Source organism: Paenibacillus lacisoli (assembly GCF_030580655.1).
GTDB lineage: Bacteria > Bacillota > Bacilli > Paenibacillales > Paenibacillaceae > Paenibacillus > Paenibacillus lacisoli.
This window is the reverse complement of the sequence record NZ_JAUQTB010000013.1, coordinates 47,703-69,009: the sequence shown is the minus strand read 5'-3', so window position 1 is coordinate 69,009 and position 21,307 is coordinate 47,703. Positions and strand designations below refer to the sequence as shown.

The window sequence follows — 21,307 nt, the reverse complement described above, 5'->3', positions numbered from 1 at the left end:
ATTATAACTGCCTACTATTTGTGTCATGTTAACTCCGTTTTGAAATAATAAGCTTTTCTATCATAAAAATGGAATATATTAGTGTATAAATAAAAGATCCTTCTTTAGCACTATTCATATTCTAGGGATACCAACATTCGCTTTTCATCCATCGACATTGTTCTGGCGAAGAAAGCGACTATTCTAACCGCCTTTCTGCCAAAAAAAGGACTTGCGAAACAGTTTCAATTTTGGGTCCCGTTTAATTCGATGCTTCTTATTCTTTAGAAGCGGGCTGTTCAGCCTAGTCGTGTAAGTTTTAAAAAAGAGACTTTTGAAACTTCCCTCCCGGCCTCTGACTATGGACTCTCAAGCATATGGCAGATTGATGTTATATCACATTCTATCTCTTTAAAACTAGTTATAGTCATTCATATAAACGGATGGTAATATATCCCTCAAATCGTAAATAAGCGATATTTATACTTGCTGTCGCAACTAAATTCTAAAAGAAGAGAGGGTAACCATTTGAGAAGATTCCATTTATTCCGAAAAATCACTGCTGCATCCGCAGCACTGGCTCTCCTTGCGGCACCCGTTTTTCCAAGCTCGTATGCAGCTGCCGACATATCAAGTGAGAGGCTTACCAGCGCGCTAAACAGAACCGGGTCTACCACAGCCGATGCTTCAGTTCCAGCTCACAGCGCAGCCTTCATCTCACCCAAGCTCAATACAACGATTAGCAAAGAAGTACGCGTGATTGTCCAGCTCAGCAACCAGCCGGTGGCTGTCGGCAAATATGCCGCCAGAATGGGCATTACTTCTTTTGCAGCAGAATCCACAGCGACAGCTATTCAATCCGAACAGAGCACCTTCATGAGCCGAGCAGCAGCCCAAGGCATACCACTGAAAATCAACTATCAATTCAATACTGTTCTTAATGGTGTAGAGGTAACCGTGCCAGCCAATAAAATTCCGGAGCTTGCCAAGCTGCCGGGCGTCAAATCGGTGTACGAAAATGCCGTCTATTACTCCATTCCGGTAATCGGCGAATTGAATAATGGCAGTGATCAGCCTAACTTTGACATCGCTCCGCTCAAACAAATCGGTGTAGATGCTGCCTGGTCCAAGGGATTGACTGGCAAAGGCATCAAAGTCGGTGTCATCGATACAGGTGTAGACTACGAGCACCCAGATTTAAAAGGGGCCTTCAAGAACGGCGATTATGGCTATGATTCCTTTTATAAAGATAACGATCCATACGAGGAACCACCCGTTCCTGAAGAAGGCTTCGCCGGTACCTATCACGGGACTCACGTCTCCGGCACTATTGCCGGCCGTGGAACGAATCCTTCTTCCGGTATTGTACAAAAAGGCGTCGCGTACGAATCCGAACTCCACGTCTATAAAGTACTCGGACGTAACGATGTGACAGGCCGTTCCTCGGGATCCTCAGCTCAGGTGATCGACGGGATCGAACGTGCTGTCAAGGATGGTATGCAGGTCATCAACCTGTCGCTGGGATCGGATTCTGTGAAGGACCCTAACTCACCCGATTCCATTGCCATCAATAATGCGGTACTTAGCGGTGTTGTAGCCGTTGTAGCCAACGGCAACGCAGCGGATGAAGCCCCGCCGCAATATTACTACACGATGGGCGCACCAGCCTCCTCACAGCTCGCTATTTCCGTCGGTGCTGTAACAAGTCCTAGCAATCATTACACAGCGCAGGTCAGCGACGTTTCTTATGTGGAATCGCCGGCGTCCTCTGTAACTGCGGATACGTATGCCGACAGTACATCTGTCGCGACTGCCACTTATGAACCTGAAGCCCCTCCAACAGCTACCCAGGCTACTTATGACCTCAATGTTATGGGATGGGAGACTGGCAAAGAAAATTTCGCATCGGTTCTGGGTACAAATCCCTTGGATTCGGTCTACGTTAATCTTGGACAAGAGGAGGATTATGCCGGCAAGGATGTGGAAGGAAAAGTGGTACTGGTATCCCGCGGTACACTGGCATTCGTTGATAAATTAGCGATCGCCAAAGAACATGGAGCGGTTGCAGCTGTTATTTTTAACGGGAATGCTTCCGCCTCCAATCCATCACAAGCCGATCTGAGCAGCTCGGTAAGCGGACGTGACGGATTTATCGGATCCACTGCTTATCTGGGTGACAGCTTCGACTTTATCCCTGCTTTTGATATGAAAGGCTCTGAAGGCCGTGCACTCGCCAAGCGTCTGCTGAATAATTCGGATATTCATTTCCGCCTGGCTTTCAGCAGTGACTATCCACTGACACAAGACCCGGGTGATCAAATGGCATCCTTCAGCTCCCGAGGGCCAAACTCGGACGGCAGCCTCGGCATTAAACCGGATGTCAGTGCACCTGGTGTAAACATCTTGTCTACTTGGCCTGCTTATGGCAAACAGAATCCAGGTATATCGTACGATACCGCCTACAACCGCATCAGCGGAACCAGTATGGCAACACCGCATGTGGCCGGCCTGGCCGTGCTGCTGAAGCAGCAGCATCCGGACTGGACGCCGATGGATATCCGAGCTGCCTTGGCCAACACATCGGATACCATCCATGATGCCACAGGAACCTTGTATGATGTCTATTCTCAAGGAGCGGGACGTGTCGATATTGCGAACGCCATTGAGACCCCTGCCCTGCTGGAAGCCGTCGATCCGATCACTATCCTGGACAAAGACCTGAATCCTCAGGATATTACCAATTACAGTTCCTCTATCAGCTTTGGGGTTCTCAAGGCAGGAAGCACGGCTAAGAAGCAGCTGCAGCTAAGCAACAAAAGTGGTCAAAGCGTGCAGTACAAGGCACATATTGATCTGCACAATCAAGTAACGTCGAATCCATACGATCCTGTGGCAACACCCGATGTTCGTAACATTAACGTTCAATTAAACGGTCTGAATGCCGACAGCACCATCACAGCTGGTCCTAACGAGCAGACGCCGTTCTACCTGGCTGTCTCTCCGAAGTCCGGTGCAGCTAAAGGCGTGTACGAAGGTGAAGTTGTACTTGAAAGTGCCGGGTATCCGACACTCCATCTGCCATTCGTTGTTCATGTCGGCAACGAGCTTCCTGACAACGGACTCGGCGTACAAGATGTAGAACTGACTCACAACCTAATCTCAACAGACCCTAAGAGTGATCAAAAGACAACTAATGTCTCCTTCCGTCTGACTGCTGAAGATGTTAATGTCATTGATCTGTTGGTACTGAACCTGGATGATGAAGTGGTTGGCGTTATGGATTCCATCTCGAAGAAGGATCTGTCCCTGCTCAAGCCGGGTGAGTACACTTTTAAGAAAGTAGATACTTCGTATATAGACGGCGAGAAAGACCGAAAAGGTAAAGATATCGTTAAATCTCTGCCTGAAGGTCAATATCAGCTGATGATTCAGGCTCAATATGTTGATAAGGCTACCGGTGAATCTTCCGGCGAGGGTTATATCGCCTTTGCTTCCCTCCGTGTCGCAGACCTGGAATCCGAGCTGGTTGACAAAGCCGCGGCTGCTTTTGACCCGAAAATAACCAACACTAGCGTCATTGGACGCCAGGTACTTACATTACCCAAAACGGATGGAGTCAAGTATGAAGTCACAAAGAGCAGTGAACGTTCCTATGTAGACAGTAAAGGTATACTCAAAAAAATCCCAAAAACCAAAGCAGTGAATGTCACCTTAACGGTTAAAATTACATCCAAAGCCAATCCTTCTAAATACGAACTTGTTCCTGTTACTTTTACAATCGGCACCCGCTCTAAATAAACAGACCAGACAAAAGAACGCAGCCCTTATGAGGACTGCGTTCTTTTGCTTATTTATGATATACAACCTCGATTGACTATGTCTCCTTGAAGCGAGGTTAACCTTACTCTACCACAATATGTCCGTCATCACTGAACTATACGGCTGGCCGCCTTCAGCAGCACACGGTTAATCTCTGCAGCATGGATCGGCTTGCTGATAAAATCATCCATACCGGCCTCTGCACACTGCAGCCGATCTTCAACCCTGGCAAAAGCCGTGACAGCTGCAATGAAGGGGCGCTGTTCTGCAGGAAGCTTTTCACAGATCCTTTTGGCCGCCATCAGACCATCCATGACAGGCATCTGCACATCCATCAGTACCAGATCATACGTGCCGTTTAACACCGCCTGAACAGCCTCTTCTCCATTCTCTACCGAATCCGGGGTATATCCGCGTTTTTGCAGCAGCGTTTGCAGTAATTTCCGGTTCACCGGATGATCATCGACTATTAATATTCGGAGCGGTCCATAGAGTGAAGATTCTCTCTTTTTCCCTTCATCGATACCTTCGGCATCGGCTCGTTCACTTGTGAAATCAGCCAGGGGTGCTCCCTCTTCCTCTTCAGATGCAAAACCGGAAAGCGGCAGCGTAAAATAGAAGGTAGAGCCGACGTTCTCCGTACTCTCCACACCAATGACCCCGCCCATGAGTTCTACCAGCTGCTTGCTGATGGCAAGACCTAGCCCGGTCCCCCCATATTTCCGATTAATCGTAGGGTGCAGCTGCGAGAAGGACTGGAATAGCATGTTCTGGCGGTTGGCAGCAATACCGATCCCTGTGTCATGAACGCTGAACCGCAGGTTAGAGCAGCTGCCATCTGCTGGTCTCAGGGATTCAACGGCTACCTGCACCCTACCTTCATCTGTGAACTTCACCGCATTACCAATGAGATTAACAAGTACCTGGCGAAGGCGTGTGCTGTCTCCCGTAATGGCTTCCGGCACATCATTGCCATAATCAAGAGACAGCCCAATCCCTTTCTCCGCAGCCTTAGGTGCGAATAACTCCAGAGTTGTCTCCAGGAGGTGCAGCAAATCAATCGGTTCCTGTTCCAGCGTCATTTTGCCTGCTTCAATTTTACTGAAATCCAAAATTTCATTGAGAATATGGAGCAGGGCCTCACTGCTCTCATTAATAATCCGTGCATACCCCTGCTGCTCTTCAGACAGCTCGGTATCCAGCAGCAGACTGGTCATACCAATTACACCATTCATCGGTGTACGAAGCTCATGGCTCATGATCGCCAGGAACTCCGACTTGGCACGGTCAGCTTGTTCGGCCAGTTCTTTGGCGCGGATAATCTCCTTCTCACCAGTGACATCGCGGAAGACCACGACAGCCCCTTTACGTTCCCCCTTATCATAGAGCGGGGTAACCTGGAAATCCGCCAGAAAACTGGAGCCGTCCTTACGCCAGAATACGGCCTCCTTGCTGGAGTAAGCATAACCGTCCCGCAGAGCGGACAGCAGCGGACTTTCGTCCACAATGTAGGAACTTCCGTCCAGACGTGTCTGTTGAATCCGCTGCAGGTAGGAAGGATCATGAAGCAGCTCATCCGGGCCCAGACCTAGCATGGCGGATCCGGCAGGATTGATAAAGGTGGCATTCCCCTCGAGATCCAGTCCAAAAATCCCTTCCGAAACTGAATTCAGAATCAGCGTATACTCATTGCTCAACTTCTCAATCTGCTCGATGTAACGGATGCGCTCCGTGATGTCCATGGAGATGCCGTACACACCAACAACCTCATTGTTTACTTTAATAGGAATGTTGATGGTGTTAATCTCAACGGGGTAACCGTCTTTATGAAGGATCGTCAGATCATAATTCTGAGGATATCCGAGAGTAGCCTGGGTAAAATGATAATTAGTTCTCTCGATATCCTTTTCGGCAACCACCAGGCCATAATACATACCGATCAGTTCTTCCAGGGAGTACCCCAGCAGCCGCTCCAGGTTAGCATTTGCCGTCAGGTAATCTCCATCTAGGTTCATAGAGTAAACCGCAAGCGGATTATATTCAAACAGTGATTTATAGCGCTGTTCACTCTCCTGCAGCCTGAATTCGAACTGCTTGTGCTCCGTAATATCCCTGGCTACCGAAATAATCTCCAGCGGACGGCCGTCTTCATCGTAAATGTAACGGCTGTTCGATTCCAGCCATACATAATGGCCGTCCTTGTGACGATACCGGTATGCTACCGGGGCCTGAGTCTCCTGCTGCTCAATCCGATTAACATACTCCACAAGGTCATCAAGGTCATCCGGATGTACGTAACTTAGTGAATGGGTGCCCACCATTTCCTCCGGCTTGTAGCCTAAAATGGCTTCACAAGCAGGGGAGCAATAGAGGTAAGTATGGGTTTCAATCGACGTCCTGTTCAGGAAGTCCATCGAATTTTCCGAGATCAGCCTGTAGTTGCGTTCACTCTCTCTAAGCTGCTTCTCCAGCAGTACCCGGTCCGTAATGTTCTGCATCATGCCGACCATCTCGATGGCATGCCCATGCTCATCACGTGCAACTTCCCATTGGGAATGGATATACAGCTGATCTTGTTCCGGCACCAGTACCCGGAAGGTAAATTCACCCGCATCTCCATTTCGGATGACTTCCTCCACCCGTTGTGTGATCCAGTCCCGGTCCTCAGGGTGAACAACATTGAAAAATCCGCTTAGGTCACTGTAAAACCCGGCCAACTGTCCCGAAAATAACCGCTGCAGCTCTGCAGAGAATGTCGCCTCGTTCCGGATCAGATCATACCGCCAGGAACCGACCTGGGCTACACGCTGCGCCTGGTTGAGCTGATTTTCATATTTTTTGCGTTCCGTGATATTACGTCCCATGGCAACAATACGGTCTACCTCGCCATCCGGCCTGTACTCCACATGAAACGATGTCTCAAACCACAAATAATGACCGTCCTTGTGACGAACTCGCCGTGTGAAAATGTCACTCTCCGAATATAACTTGCCGGGCTGCCCCATCTCCCGCGAATCGGTTTGATGGTAATACAGCGATCGATGTGTTCCCACCATCTCGGAAGGCTCGTAACCCAGCAAATGTTTGACAGAGGGTGAAGCATAACGGATAATTCCATCCGGACCGCTGACCGTAATAATATCCTTGTCATCCTTCAGGAACATCATATAGATATCGCGTTCGAGATTATCCTCAGAAGGCGCTGTATTTACATTGCTGATATCGTGGGCATACGCGGCGAGCAGCCGGCCTGTATGCTCTTCCGGCCATTCCGCAACCAAAAGGGACAGCTGCAGCCGTACCCATACTTCACGACCATTCCGATGAATATATCGTTTATCGATAGTCTGTACCGCTTCCGGTGACTGGATCAGGTTCTCCACCAGCCGGGCATAGTCCGGTTCATCTCCGGCAGCCAATTCAGCGAAGGACAGATTTCTCAGCTCCCCCTCCTCATAGCCCAGCAGGCAGTAAAAAGCTTTATTGAACCGCAGCCAGCTCCCGCTGTCTGCATCAATCACGGCAATGCCGATCGGCGCTTGATCCAAGATATGTTCGAGCATAGCCAATTTGTCTGCCGGTGAATTCATCTTCAACTTGCCTCCTTAACAATACACATGCATGGAGTAATATTACCCAGTTCCTTAGGTATCCGCATTCCCTAAAAACTACTGATTTTAGTAAAACAGAATATAAAAAAAGCCCCGCTGCTTCAGCAGCGGCGGGGCTGGACGGCGGCCCCTTCTCAGACGAGAGTTTCACCGTCATAGGATGTAATCATTTTGTACAGATCCGGTCGACGGTCGCGGAAGACACCCCATTCGATACGCTGTGTCTCCAGCGCGTCCAGATCAAACTCAGCAACCAGCACCGATTCTTCCGCACGCCCTGCTTCAGCAACCTTGTTGCCCTGCGGCCCTGCGATGAAGGAAGAACCATAGAATGTAATCTGGGAATCCTCGTCTTCTTCAAAGCCAATACGGTTGGAAGCAATAACCGGCATGAGATTAGAGCCGGCGTGACCCAGCATGCAGGCCTGCCAGTGATCCTTGGAATCGATGGAACCGTCCTGCGGCTCAGAACCGATTGCCGTCGGGTAAAAGAGGAGCTCCGCTCCCATCAATGCCATACAGCGGGCCGCTTCGGGGTACCATTGATCCCAGCAAATGCCGATGCCAATTTTGGCATAACGTGTTTTCCATACTTTAAAGCCGGTATCTCCCGGATTAAAATAAAACTTCTCTTCATAGCCCGGGCCATCCGGGATATGACTCTTACGGTAGTGGCCCAGAACCTCGCCATCGGCGTCAATCACCGCAAGCGAGTTGTATCTCGCATAGTTTTTTTTCTCGTAAAAGCTGATCGGCAGAACTACTTTTAACTCTTTGGCCACCTGTTTAAAATGCTGAATCGCCTTGTTGCTCTCCAGCTCCGTTGCATACTGGTAGTAGTCCGCCTTCTCCTTCTGACAGAAGTAAGGTGTTTCAAACAGCTCCTGCAGCAGAATAATCTGTGCGCCTTCGGCTGCTGCTTGTCTGACCAGGGCATCCGCTTTGCGGATATTATCGTCAATATCCCACGAGCAGCTCATTTGGGTTGCCGCTACTTTAACATTTCTCATTAAAAGTTGTCCTCACTTTCAATATTGAATTTCTTTAATATAGCAAGCGGTGCACTCTGCCCCGCTGATCTTCTTTATTTACCCGCAGGCAGCTGCTGGGTTGTACAGTGTACATTCCCGCCTTCACGGATGATCGCCATACCGTTAATCGTACGGATCCTGCGTTCCGGGTACAGGTTCTGCAGCACTTCAGCCGCTTTGCGGTCTGTCTCTTCAGCGGCTCCGCCGAAAACAGGCAGAATGAGGCCGCCGTTAACAAAATAAAAGTTCAAATAGCTCAGCGTCAGCCGGCTCTCTTCGTGCATGGCTAGCGGCGGCTGTTCGATCTCAATCACTTCAAGCGCACGGCCCCGGGCATCCTTGCTCTCACGGAGAATTTTCAGATTCTCCTGTGTAATCTTATAGTTCTCATCAGCAGGATCATTGCATACCTGCATAATGATCTTACCCGGTGCAGCGAAGCACGCAACATTATCGACATGGCCGTCGGTCTCGTCCCCGCTCAATCCGCGCTTCAGCCAGATGATCTGGCTGACATTCAGATGCATCTTCACCTGTTCTTCAATCTGCTCACGTGTCAGGTCCGGGTTGCGGTTCGGGTTGAGCAGGCACTCCTCTGTCGTAAGAAGAGTTCCTTCCCCATCTACATGGATGGAGCCGCCCTCCATCACCAGCGGCGCATCAAAGCGGCGGATGTTCAGCTTTTCAAGAATATAAGGTGCTACAGCATCATCCAGATCCCATGGCTCATATTTGCCGCCCCAGGCGTTGAAGCGCCAGTTAATACCTGCACGTTCACCTTCTGCATTCACCACGAATGTCGGTCCGTTGTCACGCAGCCAGGCATCGTTATGCTCCAGCGGCAGCAATTCAACATGTTGACCCTTGAACAAGGGACGTACCTTCTCCAGATCGGAAGGATTAACGACCAGCGTAACCGGCTCAAATTCGGCAATGGCGCTGACCAGTTCGGTATACCCCTGACATACGTCTTCATAATCATCCGGATATACCATGGAGTCCTGAACAGGCCAGGAGAGAAAGGTACGCTCATGCTTCTCCCATTCCGCAGGCATTGTATATTGTAGAGCTTGTGGATTCATCTATAATCAACTCTCTCTTATTCGATAAATTTTGCGGCTTTCACAGCAGCCAGATACCTACTTGGGACAAGTCTCTCAAAGGGCAACCATATAGAAACCCTATGGGCAGTCCGGCACCCCTGAATATCATACAATATATTGAGGTGCAGAAAAAGAATTGAAAGCAAATATTAAAGGTTTACCTTCAATTCCCTCGCAGCACCTTCCCTCTTAGCAATCCGCGGCTTATTTCTACTTGAATACTAACCGATTTTACCTAGCCTGCTTCACTATGTCTCTTTAAAGCTTGAACGCTTTTTAGTATTATGTAATATTTACTCACATTATCAGATTAACATCGACATTCAAGGCTAATTCCGTACAATATTCGACATTTATAATCCATACATTCGTATTCACAACAATGTAAACGCAATATTAATTCTATGTTAACGAAAAATTTTATCGAAATAGAGATATGAATTTTCTGTAATATCTATTATAATAAAATAGTTTAGTAGACGAGTTAAATATACTTACATCGAAAGGGATGAAACATTTCGTGAAACAAGGTTTCAGGAATAAAGTTAGTAAAGTTGTAGCCTCCTCTCTAACGATTGGATTGCTTTCCGTGCCGCTCAGCGGTGTCTTCGTTTCTGCAGCACCGGCCACTTCTACTGTGAAGCTGCGTGTTATGGAGACGACTGATGTACATACCAACCTCATGTCCTACGACTATTACAAGAGTGCTGATGCACCAACCGTAGGTCTGGCACGTACAGCAACTCTCGTCAAAGAGGCACGTAAGGAGAACGCGAATACGTTCCTGATCGATAATGGCGATCTGATCCAGGGTACACCGCTGGGAACTTACGAGGCACTGGTTGATCCTGTTAAAGCAGGCGAAGTGCACGCTGTCTATAAGGCCATGAATCTCATGGGCTACGACATCGCTACTTTTGGTAACCATGAGTTCAACTATGGACTTGATTTTCTGAACGTGGCTATCAAAGGTGCCAATTTCCCTTATGTGAACGCCAACGTCTACAACGATGACAAAGACAACAATCCTGATAACGACGTAAACACATTCACCCCTTACAAGATTATTTCCAAGACATTCAAAGATGAATCCGGTCAGGAACAGACGGTCAAGATCGGCGTGCTTGGTCTCGTTACACCACAAATTACCGAATGGGATAAAGCGAACCTGGAAGGTAAAGTGATAACCAAGGACATCGTCGCTACGGCTGAGAAATTCATACCTAAAATGAGAGCCGAAGGTGCAGACATTATTATCGCATCTGCACACACTGGATTTAACGGAAGCGCTCAAGCCAATGTATTGGCTGAAGATGCCATCTATCCGCTCAGCAAGGTAAAAGGCATCGATGCAATTACCTTCTCTCACACCCATAAAGTTTTCCCTGCCAAGGACGACAAGTCTCTGGATGCCCTGTTCAAGGACGCTTCCGGCAACCTCCTTCCTGGTGTAGATAACGCGAAGGGAACCATTAACGGTGTTCCTGCAGTGCAGGCAGGATACGGCGGCAGCAACCTGGGTCTAATCGACCTGACGCTGGAAAAGCAGGATGGCAAATGGACTGTAGCTTCTTCCCAGTCCTCCACCAAAGCTATTTATGATACGGCAGCGAAGAAGTCCCTGGCTGAGCCGGATCAGGCCATTGTAGATGCCGTTAAGGCAGAGCATGAAGCCACCATAAAGTACACGAACAGCCCGATCGGTACAACAACCGCTCCAATCTACAGCTACTTTGCACTGGTGAAGGATGATCCGTCCGTTCAGATCGTAACCAATGCCCAGAAAGAGTATGTAGAAGACTATGTTAAGAAAAATCTGCCTCAGTATGCCAAAACTCCAGTTCTGTCTGTAGGCGCTCCATTCAAAGCCGGACGCAACGGTCCTGAGGAGTATACGGATATCGCTAAAGGTTCTCTGGCTATCAAGAGTGCCGGTGACCTGTACCTGTACGACAACACGCTGAAAGCTATTCTGGTGAAAGGTTCTGTTATCAAGGAATGGCTCGAAATGTCTGCGGGCAAGTTCAACCAGATTGATCCGAACAAAACGGAAGAGCAGCCGCTTCTGAATGATTCTTTTGCGGTTTACAACTTTGACGTGATTGACGGTGTAACCTATCAGGTGGATGTAACGAAGCCTGCGAAATATACACCTGACGGCAAAGTCAACGATGCCAACTCCAACCGGATCGTTAACCTGCAATTCCAAGGGAAGCCAATTGATCCTAATCAGGAGTTCATCGTAGCCACGAATAACTACCGTGCAAGCGGCGGCGGCAACTTCCCTGGTGTGAAGGGCAGCAAGTACATCATCGACAGCCCTGATGAAAACCGTCAAATCCTGATGGACTACATCACGAAGAACAAGGAAATCAACCCGACGGCTGACAACAATTGGTCGATCGCGCCAATCTCCGGTAACGTGAAAGTAACATTCACTTCTTCTCCTAAGGCCGAGACGTATGCCAAGAACTCCAAGGACATTAAATATTTGAACAAAACGGATGATAAAGGCTTCGGCGTCTTCTCTTTGGATCTGAGCAAGGCAGCAGCGCCCTCTGTGCCGACTACACCGTCAACACCGGCACCAACTACCGGTTCGTTCAAGGATGTGCCAGAGGACCATTGGGCATTCAGCTACATCAGTGATCTGGCTGCCAAGAAGCTGGTATCCGGTAAAACTGCAGACGCGTTCGCACCAAATGCGAATGTTACGCGTGCTGAATTTGCTTCCTTGCTTGTGAACGCACTGGAGCTGAAAGCCAAAGGCAAAGCTCCGTTCAAAGACGTTGCGGCTTCCAGCTGGTACAGCAGTGCTGTAGCAGCAGCTTATGAGAACGGCCTGATCTCCGGTGTAACCAAAAACAGCTTCGCACCGAATCAGCCTGTGACTCGTGAGCAAATGGCTGTGATTGCTAAACATGCTCTGGACGTAAAAGCCGGCGAAACCATCAAAGCCAGCTCGACCAACAGCTTTGCTGATGCTTCCAAAATCAGCGCTTGGGCTCAGTCCGATCTGAACGTAGCTGTAGACCGCGGCGTAATCGGCGGACGCGGTGCAAACCTGTTCGTACCGAAAGCAACGGCTACCCGTGCTGAAGCTGCGAAGGTTGTGGCTACACTGCTCAGCAACATTGAAGTCCAACTGCTCAGCATTAATGACTTTCACGGCCAGCTCGATTACAAAAAAGAAGTAAAAGACGCCAGCGGCAAAGTAACATCAACGCTTGGCGGCGTCGAATATCTGGCTGCTTATCTGAAGCAGCGTGAAGCTGCCAACCCGAATACCCTGCTGGTTCATGCAGGTGACGCGGTAGGGGCGAGCGCACCAGTATCTGCACTGATGCAGGACGAGCCAACCATCGATATCCTGAACCGCCTTGGATTCGATGTAGGTACAGTAGGCAACCACGAGTTCGATAAAGGTCCTCAGGAAGCTCTCCGCCTGATTAACGGCGGTGTGAATCCGAAGACAGGCAAGGACTTTGGCGGCGCTGATTTTCCTTATGTTGTAGCTAATGTCCTGCTGGACGGCAAACCGTTCCTTGATCCTTATGTGATCAAAGAAGTGGGCGGCGCTAAAATCGGCTTCATCGGTGTAATCACCAACATCACACCAACAATCGTTAGTCCTGCAGGCGTTAAGGGCCTGACCTTTACAGATCAAGCCGCTGCTGTCAACAAAGCCGTAGCTGAACTGAAAGCAAAAGGTGTTAAATCCATCGTTATCCTGGCCCACGACCCGTTCTCCGGCAGCACTACAGCACCAACAGGTGAAGTTGTCGATCTGGCTAACCATGTGGATCCGGAAGTTGACGTTATTCTGTCCGGTCATGACCATGGCCGTCTGAATACGATCGTGAACGGCAAGCTGATCGTTGAGTCCAATTCCTATGGTACAGCCTTCTCGGATATGACTCTGACGATCGACCGCGCGACTCAGAACATTATCGAGAAAAAAGCGGATGTTGTTGATGTGAAACAGGAAGGAATTACACCTGACCCTGAGATCAAAAAAATGCTGGAGAACTACCAGCAGCAAAATGCACCAGTTCTGAATGCTCCGGTAGGCAAAACCGATGCAGCCATCACACGTACTACAACACCTGCCGGCGAGAGCGCTCTGGGTAACCTGATTGCTGACGGTATGCGTGAAACGATGAAATCCGATTTTGCCTTTATGAACTCCGGCGGTATCCGTAATGATCTGCCGCAAGGTACTGTCACTTATGGCAATATGTTCAGCATCAACCCGTTCGGTAATGTCCTGATCAAGCTGACTCTGACTGGCGCCCAAATGAAAGAGCTGCTGGAACAGCAATGGACAGCAACAGGTACGAAGATCGGCCAAGTATCCGGCTTTACGTACAGCTATGACGACAGCAAACCTGTCGGCTCCCGGATCGTGGAGATCAAGAAAGCTGACGGTACCAAACTGGATGATAAAGCTTCCTACACGATTGTAGTAAATGACTTCATGTCTACCGGTGGTGACGGCTACACGGCACTGACGAAAGGAACCAACCGTGAAGCAGGTCCTGTCGATCTGGATGCATTCATCAGCTATGTTAAAACGAAATTCGCAAGCAGCAGCATCACGGCTAAAACCGAAGATCGTATTACGAAAGTGAACAAGTAATACCCGAACTTATTCATTCATAAAAGGCTCTGGTCCGAGGACCAGAGCCTTTATATTTTCTTCAACAAGAGATTTATCCGATTTTACGCTTCGTATGTAATCACTTTTTTGATGAAATCTGCCATCGTCTGATTGGTCTTGTTCAACCGCTCAATAGCCTCCATAAACTGACTCACCAGCTGAGCCTGCTCGTGGGAGAACGTCGCGATCTCTCCAATTTCAAGCTCCAGCGCTCGGATGGAATCCTGCACACTATGCAGTGACTCCTCAATGGTAGCTGTGGCCTTTTTGGTATCCACCGATAGCTTGCGCACTTCTTTGGCTACTACGTCAAAGCCGGCACCGGCTTCCCCTACCCTTGCCGCTTCAATAGCTGCATTCAATCCCAACAGATTGGTCTGATCCGAGATTTCACGAATCAATGCTGCAACCTGGGTCACGCTTTTGGAGTTATCCACCGCTTGACGCGTATTCACGAGGATTCCCTCGGTAGTCGAGCTGAGCTCTTCAGAATGGGCGGCTACATGCTGAATGCCGTCGAGCAGTTCGGCTGTAATTTCTTTAGCATTGACCATCAGCCGGCTGAGCATGTTCTGGTTCTTCATACTGTACATGACACATAGAGATGCAACGACCTGGTCCTCTTCATTCTTGATAGGGATAAATAAACAATCAAAGGGTGTGCCGAACATATCTTCAGGAAAATGAACGAGATTCTTCTCCCGGCCATTCTTCAGATTTTTAAAATCCCGATCAGCTTCCATCAGCGGGCTGCCCACCTCAAAGCCCATTTCCATCCCGGGGATCGGTGAATAATACAAAAATTTCTCATGATCCAGAACGGACAACGACGCATCCTCCCGAACTACTTCCCGAATCAACGGCATCGCGGCAATCACAGAACTTACGATATCAGACATAAACGAACTCCCCTTTTAATACGAGTTATGCACCTCATGCTCCGTTATAAGATGCCTATTAAGGTTTATATCGGCTGTAACTCGTTGATTGTGCAGTTGACATCCCTTTCGGCCTGCTTTGTCAATCCTGACGGGAGTGGTTAAATACAAGCTGCGTCGGCTTCACATTAATCAGTGCGGTCAGCTGTTCACACATATAATCGGCTGAATAGATAAAGTTGCTCTCTGCCCAGTACATAATTACGCCTACCGTAGCGGAAATCTGGTAACTCAACATGATTTCATAATTGATAGGTATATCACTAGGCTCCGTAATCAGGCGAAAATCGCCCGTAAGGTAAGAGCGAAACATATCACAAAGCTGGTTCGGCAGGTCCCTGTACATCGAATGGAGCGCTTTAAAGAGCGGTTTATTCTGATCTACATAATGAAAGACCTTTGTCGTTGAGGGCAGCAGCTGGTTCAGCTCGAACGTATCAAATTCCCGGTAAGGGTCCGCATAGGCCTTGCGCATCCCATTCATAAAGTCATCACCGATCTCCTGCAACAGTTCCTGCTTGCCCAAGTAGTGCTTGTAAAAAGTAGTACGGTTATAGTCAGCACGATGTGCAATCTCTTGTACCGTAATCGGATCATATCCCTGCTCCAGGATGAGAGTGATGAAAGCTGACTTTAAAGCTTCCCGGGTTCTGCGGATTCTGCGGTCCATTTCTTGCTGTTCTTTCATGAACAATTCCTCCTCCAATGTCGATTATCGCTATTTTTATCACCATGATGATCGCTCATGTCGATTAGGCGACGTTATCTTAATTTGTGATTATTGTTATAACAATTAGAAGGCGTATACTTGAATTGTAACGTTCAATAAGATGGCATATATCCAAGTGCACATCCTATTGACGATTCTCTATTCTATAACGCTAAGGAGCGGATTCATATGAGTCAAACGAAAACAGCTGTCATTACAGGCGCCGCAGGCGGTATCGGTAAGGAGCTGGCCCAACGTCTGGCCCAACGTCAAGTCAATCTTGTACTGGTGGACCTGAATGAAGATGCCTTGAAGCAGGTAGTCACCGATCTGAAACTGGATGACTCTAATTCGTTAATTGTAACAGCTGATGTATCCAAAGAAGAAGATGTTGAGAACTACGTAAATCAGGCTGTAACACGTTTCGGAACGATTGACTATTTTGCCAACAATGCCGGTATCGAAGGCCCTTCGGCCCTAATCGAGGATATAAGTGTCAAAGCTCTTGATCTCGTATACCATGTTAACGTTCGCGGGGTTTTCCTCGGCCTTCAGAAAGTGATTCCTGTGATGAAAAAACAGGGGTACGGCGCGATCCTGAATACATCCTCGCTAGCGGGATTGATGGGCGGCCCTACCGTATCTCCTTATATTATGTCCAAACATGCGGTTGTCGGTCTGACCCGCGTGGCGGCGAACGAGCTGGCTTCCTTTAATATCAGGGTGAATGCCGTCCTGCCAGGCTCTATTAACACACGCATGATGCGTCAGATTGAACAGAATTCCGGCAACTCTGATCAGTATAAGGACAGTATTGAGTCTACCATTCCAATGGGCCGCTACGGCGAACCGGAAGAGGTTGCTTCAGTTATGAACTTCTTGCTCTCCGAGGAAGCTTCTTATGTAACAGGTTCTCTGTACACCGTGGATGGCGGTATGATCGGGCAGTAAGCTCGTTTTACAGTATCACTTTAAATTTTACTCTCTCTATGACAAAAAGCCTGCAGTCGTCCAGATGGACGGCTGCAGGCTTTTCGTTATGCGCTATGGAATCAGGAATCTTTTTAACCTATACAATATCCAATGGAACTTTGTGGCCCGGTGCAGGAAAGGCCTGATCCAGCAGATTCAAATCTTCCTCTGTCAGCTGTACCCGGGCGGCCGCAGCATTATCCCGAACATGCTCGGGCGAAGAAGTCTTTGGTATAGCCATCACATCCGGGTGACGTATGCACCATGCCAGCAGGAGCTGATACGGTGTAATCCCGTGACGTTCCGCTACGGCTTTAACTGACGGATCATGGACCAGCTCGGATCGCAGGGAGCCGGCCTGGGCAATCGGACAGTAAGCCATCACTGGCATACCGTTCGCCCGCTGCCACGGCAGCAGATCATACTCAATTCCGCGGGAACCGAGATGATACAGCACCTGATTGACGGCACAGTGACCGCCTCGCTCCAGGCTGGTGAGCTTTTTCATCTCACTGGTGTCGAGATTGGATACACCCCAGCGTCGTATTTTCCCTTCAGTAACCAGGCGCTCCATCCCTTCCACCGTCTCTTCCAAGGGGATATTCCCCATCCAGTGCAGCAAATATAAGTCTAGATGATCGGTTCCCAGACGCTTCAGGCTAGCTTCACAGCTCTTGGCAATCCGATTCAGCCCGGCATTGTGTGGATATACCTTGGATACGAGAAAAACCTGATCGCGAATTCCCCGTATAGCCTCTCCTACCAGCTCCTCAGACCGGCCTTCTCCGTACATTTCCGCCGTGTCGATCACTCTCATCCCCAGCTCTACACCCAGCCTTAACGTCTCAATCTCCTCCTGCCGCTGGTCCGGGTTATCGCCGATATGCCAGGTACCCTGACCCAGCCGGGGCAGCTCGGTACCGTCATGCAGCACCAGAGATGGAATGTCAGGATGAAGTGCGTCCTTATGGTGTGATTGTATTGTCATTGCAGGTCCTCCTTCTGTTCAAGCCTCTGATTTATGTTTACCCCCCATTCCGTAGGCCAATCGCCCAAACGGCATTTGGCTGAATCTTTCCCGAGGGTTTCTGCGTAATATAAAGGGGCTGTTGGTGGTCATTTATCCAGGATAACTCCTATTAAGGTCAGCTTAAGGTTCATCGTCTATAATAAAGTTCAGAGTCGACCACCGGCGTTACCTGCCTGAACGGCTGCGGCTACTTATCCGTTATACATCATTGAGCCAGAGAAAATGAAGCTGATTGAAATTACATAGAAGCCCATGCATCGTACATGAGTGCCATACTTTATGAAGGAAAAGAGGATGAACCTATGAAACCAAGACATATTATTATCGTTGGGACGGTCGTTGTCGCCATGACGGTCAGCAATGCTGCCTGGGGTAAAACCGCAGTCCGGGCCGATGCCGCGTCTGCGACGAAAACATTGACCCGAGCCATACCCGCTGCAGAGCAGGAGGACCTCCTCTCCCTGCTGAAGCTGAACTCCGAGGAGCAGCTTCATGATGCGCTGTATAACGGCCAGTCTCTGGCAGAAATCGCCCAGTCCCAGAACGTGAATGTCGAGAAGGTCATCAACCTGCAAGTCCAGGAGCTGGGAGCCCAGCTTGACCAACGGCTCGCTGCAGGCAGCTTGACAGAAGGCCAGTATAAGGAACAGAAACGTGAACTGACCTCCATGATTACAGACAGCGTATACGGCCGTTAGACGAAGGATGCTGGTCAAAAAAAGCACGGGACCCCTAAAGAAGGGGTTCCGTGCTTTTGTACATGCCGGGTTTACTGTAACGAGCACGCTGCACCCGTTCTAAACCTGCTGCACCTTGATCAGGTTCGTATTGCCTGTCTGTCCGATCGGTACGCCCGCTGACAGGACAATAATGTCGCCTTTCTTGATGTGTCCGGAACGCAGGGCATGGTGCGTAGCCGATTCGAACATTTCATCCGTGGATGATACCTTAACCCCTTTGACCGGAATGACCCCGGACAGCAGACACATCTGCGGAAGCACCTCTTCGTGCTGGGTGACTGCAATAATAGGCGCAGCCGGGCGATACTTGGAAATCATCCGTGCGGTAAAGCCACTCTCGGTAGATGTAATAATCGCACTGGCGTCCAGCTCCAGCGATGAATTGACAGCACCCTGGCTAATGGTCTCTGTAATGTTGTTCGCATGCTGACTGCGCTTGCTGTCAAACTGGACACGGTAATCAATCTGGTGCTCGGCCCGCAGGGCTACGGCGGCCATCGTCTGTACCGATTCCAGCGGATATTTGCCGGCAGCCGATTCACCGGACAGCATCACGGCGTCAGCCCCCTGGATAACAGCATTAAATACGTCACTGACTTCCGCTCTTGTCGGACGAGGATTCACCTGCATCGATTCCAGCATATGTGTTGCTACGATAACCGGTTTGCCTGCCAGGTTACATTTATCAATCATTTCTTTTTGCATCACAGGTACTTCCTGCACCGGCACCTCAACGCCCAGATCCCCGCGTGCCACCATAATGCCATCGGAAGCTTCAATAATATCATCCAGGTTGGTCATGCCTTCTTCGTTCTCAATCTTTGAAATAATCTGCACATGTCCGGCACCGTGCTTCTCCAGAATACTGCGGATTTCGCGGATGTCATCACCTTTGCGGACAAAGGAAGCGGCAATAATCTCAATGTTATGCTCCAGTCCGAACATAATGTGCTTTACATCCCGCTCGGTTACACCTGGAAGCGTCGTTTTGATCCCAGGGAGGTTGACCCCTTTTCTTGGCTTCAGGATACCGCCGCTGATAATCTCACAGTGCATTTCGGTGCTTTCCACCGATTTCACCCGCAGATCCACCAGACCATCATCGATGAGAATCCGGTCTCCCGTCTTCACCACCTTCGGCATATCCGGATAGTTAACCGCGATGCGCTCGGCATCTCCAAGAATCTCTTCGGTTGTGAGCGTAAGTATCTGCCCAGGCTTAATCATCACGGAGTCTTCACGAAGCTTGCCAATCCGGACTTCCGGACCCTTGATATCCATCATGATCGGCACGATGGTGTTCAGCTCAGCGGCCGCCTGGCGAACATTGTTGATCCGTTTCAGATGATCCTCCGGTTCACCGTGTGCCATATTCAGCCTTGCCACCGTCATACCGGACTGAATCATACTTTTCAACAGGGAGATGGAGTCACAGGCAGGTCCCATAGTACATACAATCTTGGTTTTCAGCATATCGTTGTCCTCCTCAATTCGTCGCATTCGTATTCGTTCTCGTTAATTTTAAGTATACCTTTTTTATTTTTCTATAAAATAAGGTATTGAAAAATAATGAAGCCTGACAAATTTCGCTTGAATCCTTCAACAGGTTAACTGCTGACGATACCGCCGCGGCGTTTTCGCTTCCGCCTGTTGCCCATCACCAGTTCAATGAGTGCCAGCACCAGTCCCATTAAACATGGAATCAAATAATAAAATAGACGGAAAAGGACCAGAACCGCAGCTGTACGATCCGGAGGATAGCCGGTTGCCTGCAGGGCAATAAGTACGGTCAGGTCGAACCCCCCCATACCGCCTGGTGTCATGCTCAGCAGCCCTGTAATAGCAGCCGCTATATAGATGCCTATAGTGTAGTAGGGTGACAGCCCGGGCAGCAGCTGCACCGCAATCAGCCAGAAACAGAGACCGGCCAGCATCCACTCCAGGGCAGAAGCAGCTACCGAGAACGTAATCGTCCACCCGTTCATCAGGCCTGAATCACGGTTTACCCATTTGGCATACAGTCCGGAACGTACGATGATTAAATACAACGGCAGAAACAATGCCATCCCCCATACCGCATAGGATATCCAGGCGTACGACATGATCTCGGGATGAATAGGGAAAATACCGGCCACCCCAAGCCAGGCGAGCACAGATAATCCGATGACCGTGGTCATGGACAGAAAAGCTACAATCGCTGTAACGACGCGTACCGGAACACCCTGACTGCGGTATAGCCAGGTTCTCAGTCCCACACCTGCAATTCCGGCGAAGCCGATAACGCTGTTACAGGTGTTCGCGATCCACGAATATCGGAAGGTCTGCCATAGACTGATGGGCATGCGGAAATGCCGGCGCAAAATGATGTCATACAGGCTCAGGGAAGCTACCGAGAACAGGGCAAAACCGAGCAGCCCGGCGATGACGCCAGGTCTCATTTCATGCAAATGATGAAAAGTCGCTCTCCAGTGGATCCGGTGAATTTCCTTGCGACCCTGCATATAAATCAGTGAAATCACGATCACCGGGATCAGTATCTGAAGGATTTTGAATTTTTGTATGGTAGAAAGAATGGTTTTAAGTACAGAACGCTTGTTATTGTCCGGTTGATGCGGCTGCTGCATGAAAGGTCTCCTAACACAAGTAGTGTATCCGTACGTACAGCAGCTAACAGCCGCGCGCAGCACGATACGCTTCTAATATACCCCGACCCGG

The 21,307-nt window shown here is 49.3% G+C and carries 12 protein-coding genes; 4 read left to right on the top strand and 8 right to left on the bottom strand.

The genetic code is table 11. The features are described from left to right. Positions 1-507 precede the first annotated feature (507 nt). Positions 508-3,777, top strand: coding sequence for a S8 family serine peptidase (locus Q5741_RS17580; protein ID WP_305025428.1), 3,270 nt, complete (start codon positions 508-510; stop codon positions 3,775-3,777). A 128-nt stretch (positions 3,778-3,905) separates the two neighbouring features. Here Q5741_RS17580 and Q5741_RS17575 read toward each other — a convergent pair whose 3' ends face one another. The 3 genes from Q5741_RS17575 to Q5741_RS17565 form a co-directional block, all read right to left on the bottom strand. After that, positions 3,906-7,388 (bottom strand): PAS domain S-box protein, encoded by a 3,483-nt coding sequence (locus tag Q5741_RS17575; RefSeq protein ID WP_305025427.1) that lies wholly within the window; start codon positions 7,386-7,388, stop codon positions 3,906-3,908. 155 nt (positions 7,389-7,543) lie between these two features. Beyond that, positions 7,544-8,419, bottom strand: coding sequence for an N-carbamoylputrescine amidase (aguB, locus tag Q5741_RS17570; protein WP_305025426.1), 876 nt, complete (start codon positions 8,417-8,419; stop codon positions 7,544-7,546). A 74-nt stretch (positions 8,420-8,493) separates the two neighbouring features. Beyond that, positions 8,494-9,522 (bottom strand): agmatine deiminase family protein, encoded by a 1,029-nt coding sequence (locus tag Q5741_RS17565; RefSeq protein WP_305025425.1) that lies wholly within the window; start codon positions 9,520-9,522, stop codon positions 8,494-8,496. 541 nt (positions 9,523-10,063) lie between these two features. Here Q5741_RS17565 and Q5741_RS17560 point away from each other — a divergent pair. Further along, entirely contained in the window at positions 10,064-14,182 is a 4,119-nt protein-coding gene (locus Q5741_RS17560; RefSeq protein ID WP_305025424.1) for a bifunctional 2',3'-cyclic-nucleotide 2'-phosphodiesterase/3'-nucleotidase, read from the top strand. An 83-nt stretch (positions 14,183-14,265) separates the two neighbouring features. On the opposite strand, the gene Q5741_RS17555 is transcribed toward Q5741_RS17560, so the two are convergent. Together Q5741_RS17555 and Q5741_RS17550 are read right to left on the bottom strand one after the other, a co-directional pair. Then, entirely contained in the window at positions 14,266-15,102 is an 837-nt protein-coding gene (locus Q5741_RS17555) for a methyl-accepting chemotaxis protein (RefSeq protein ID WP_305025423.1), read from the bottom strand. 121 nt (positions 15,103-15,223) lie between these two features. Continuing rightward, positions 15,224-15,829: a TetR/AcrR family transcriptional regulator gene (locus Q5741_RS17550; protein ID WP_305025422.1), complete on the bottom strand. Its 606-nt coding sequence runs from the start codon at positions 15,827-15,829 to the stop codon at positions 15,224-15,226. Positions 15,830-16,039: 210 nt separating this feature from the next. Between Q5741_RS17550 and Q5741_RS17545 the strand changes: the two genes are divergently transcribed. Continuing rightward, positions 16,040-16,801: an SDR family NAD(P)-dependent oxidoreductase gene (locus Q5741_RS17545; RefSeq protein WP_305025421.1), complete on the top strand. Its 762-nt coding sequence runs from the start codon at positions 16,040-16,042 to the stop codon at positions 16,799-16,801. Positions 16,802-16,919: 118 nt separating this feature from the next. Here Q5741_RS17545 and Q5741_RS17540 read toward each other — a convergent pair whose 3' ends face one another. Then, the gene (locus Q5741_RS17540; protein WP_305025420.1) at positions 16,920-17,810 is read right to left on the bottom strand and encodes an aldo/keto reductase; all 891 of its coding nucleotides are present in this window, start codon (positions 17,808-17,810) and stop codon (positions 16,920-16,922) included. Between the two features lie 344 nt (positions 17,811-18,154). Here Q5741_RS17540 and Q5741_RS17535 point away from each other — a divergent pair, with 344 nt between their 5' ends. Beyond that, positions 18,155-18,550, top strand: a complete 396-nt coding sequence (locus tag Q5741_RS17535; protein ID WP_305025419.1) for a hypothetical protein — start codon at positions 18,155-18,157, stop codon at positions 18,548-18,550. Between the two features lie 99 nt (positions 18,551-18,649). Here the strand turns inward: Q5741_RS17535 and pyk are convergent, their stop codons facing one another. Continuing rightward, positions 18,650-20,065: a pyruvate kinase gene (gene pyk, locus Q5741_RS17530; protein WP_305025418.1), complete on the bottom strand. Its 1,416-nt coding sequence runs from the start codon at positions 20,063-20,065 to the stop codon at positions 18,650-18,652. Positions 20,066-20,199: 134 nt separating this feature from the next. After that, positions 20,200-21,216: a lysylphosphatidylglycerol synthase domain-containing protein gene (locus tag Q5741_RS17525; RefSeq protein ID WP_305025417.1), complete on the bottom strand. Its 1,017-nt coding sequence runs from the start codon at positions 21,214-21,216 to the stop codon at positions 20,200-20,202. Positions 21,217-21,307 lie beyond the last annotated feature (91 nt).

Bases quoted from the DNA above. Each gene is read 5' to 3' on its own strand.
- Q5741_RS17575 (WP_305025427.1), bottom strand. From the start codon at position 7,388: ATGAATTCACCGGCAGACAAATTGGCTATGCTCGAACATATCTTGGAT.
- aguB (WP_305025426.1), bottom strand. From the start codon at position 8,419: ATGAGAAATGTTAAAGTAGCGGCAACCCAAATGAGCTGCTCGTGGGAT.
- Q5741_RS17565 (WP_305025425.1), bottom strand. From the start codon at position 9,522: ATGAATCCACAAGCTCTACAATATACAATGCCTGCGGAATGGGAGAAG.
- Q5741_RS17555 (WP_305025423.1), bottom strand. From the start codon at position 15,102: ATGTCTGATATCGTAAGTTCTGTGATTGCCGCGATGCCGTTGATTCGG.
- Q5741_RS17550 (WP_305025422.1), bottom strand. From the start codon at position 15,829: ATGAAAGAACAGCAAGAAATGGACCGCAGAATCCGCAGAACCCGGGAA.
- Q5741_RS17545 (WP_305025421.1), top strand. From the start codon at position 16,040: ATGAGTCAAACGAAAACAGCTGTCATTACAGGCGCCGCAGGCGGTATC.
- Q5741_RS17540 (WP_305025420.1), bottom strand. From the start codon at position 17,810: ATGACAATACAATCACACCATAAGGACGCACTTCATCCTGACATTCCA.
- Q5741_RS17535 (WP_305025419.1), top strand. From the start codon at position 18,155: ATGAAACCAAGACATATTATTATCGTTGGGACGGTCGTTGTCGCCATG.
- pyk (WP_305025418.1), bottom strand. From the start codon at position 20,065: ATGCTGAAAACCAAGATTGTATGTACTATGGGACCTGCCTGTGACTCC.
- Q5741_RS17525 (WP_305025417.1), bottom strand. From the start codon at position 21,216: ATGCAGCAGCCGCATCAACCGGACAATAACAAGCGTTCTGTACTTAAA.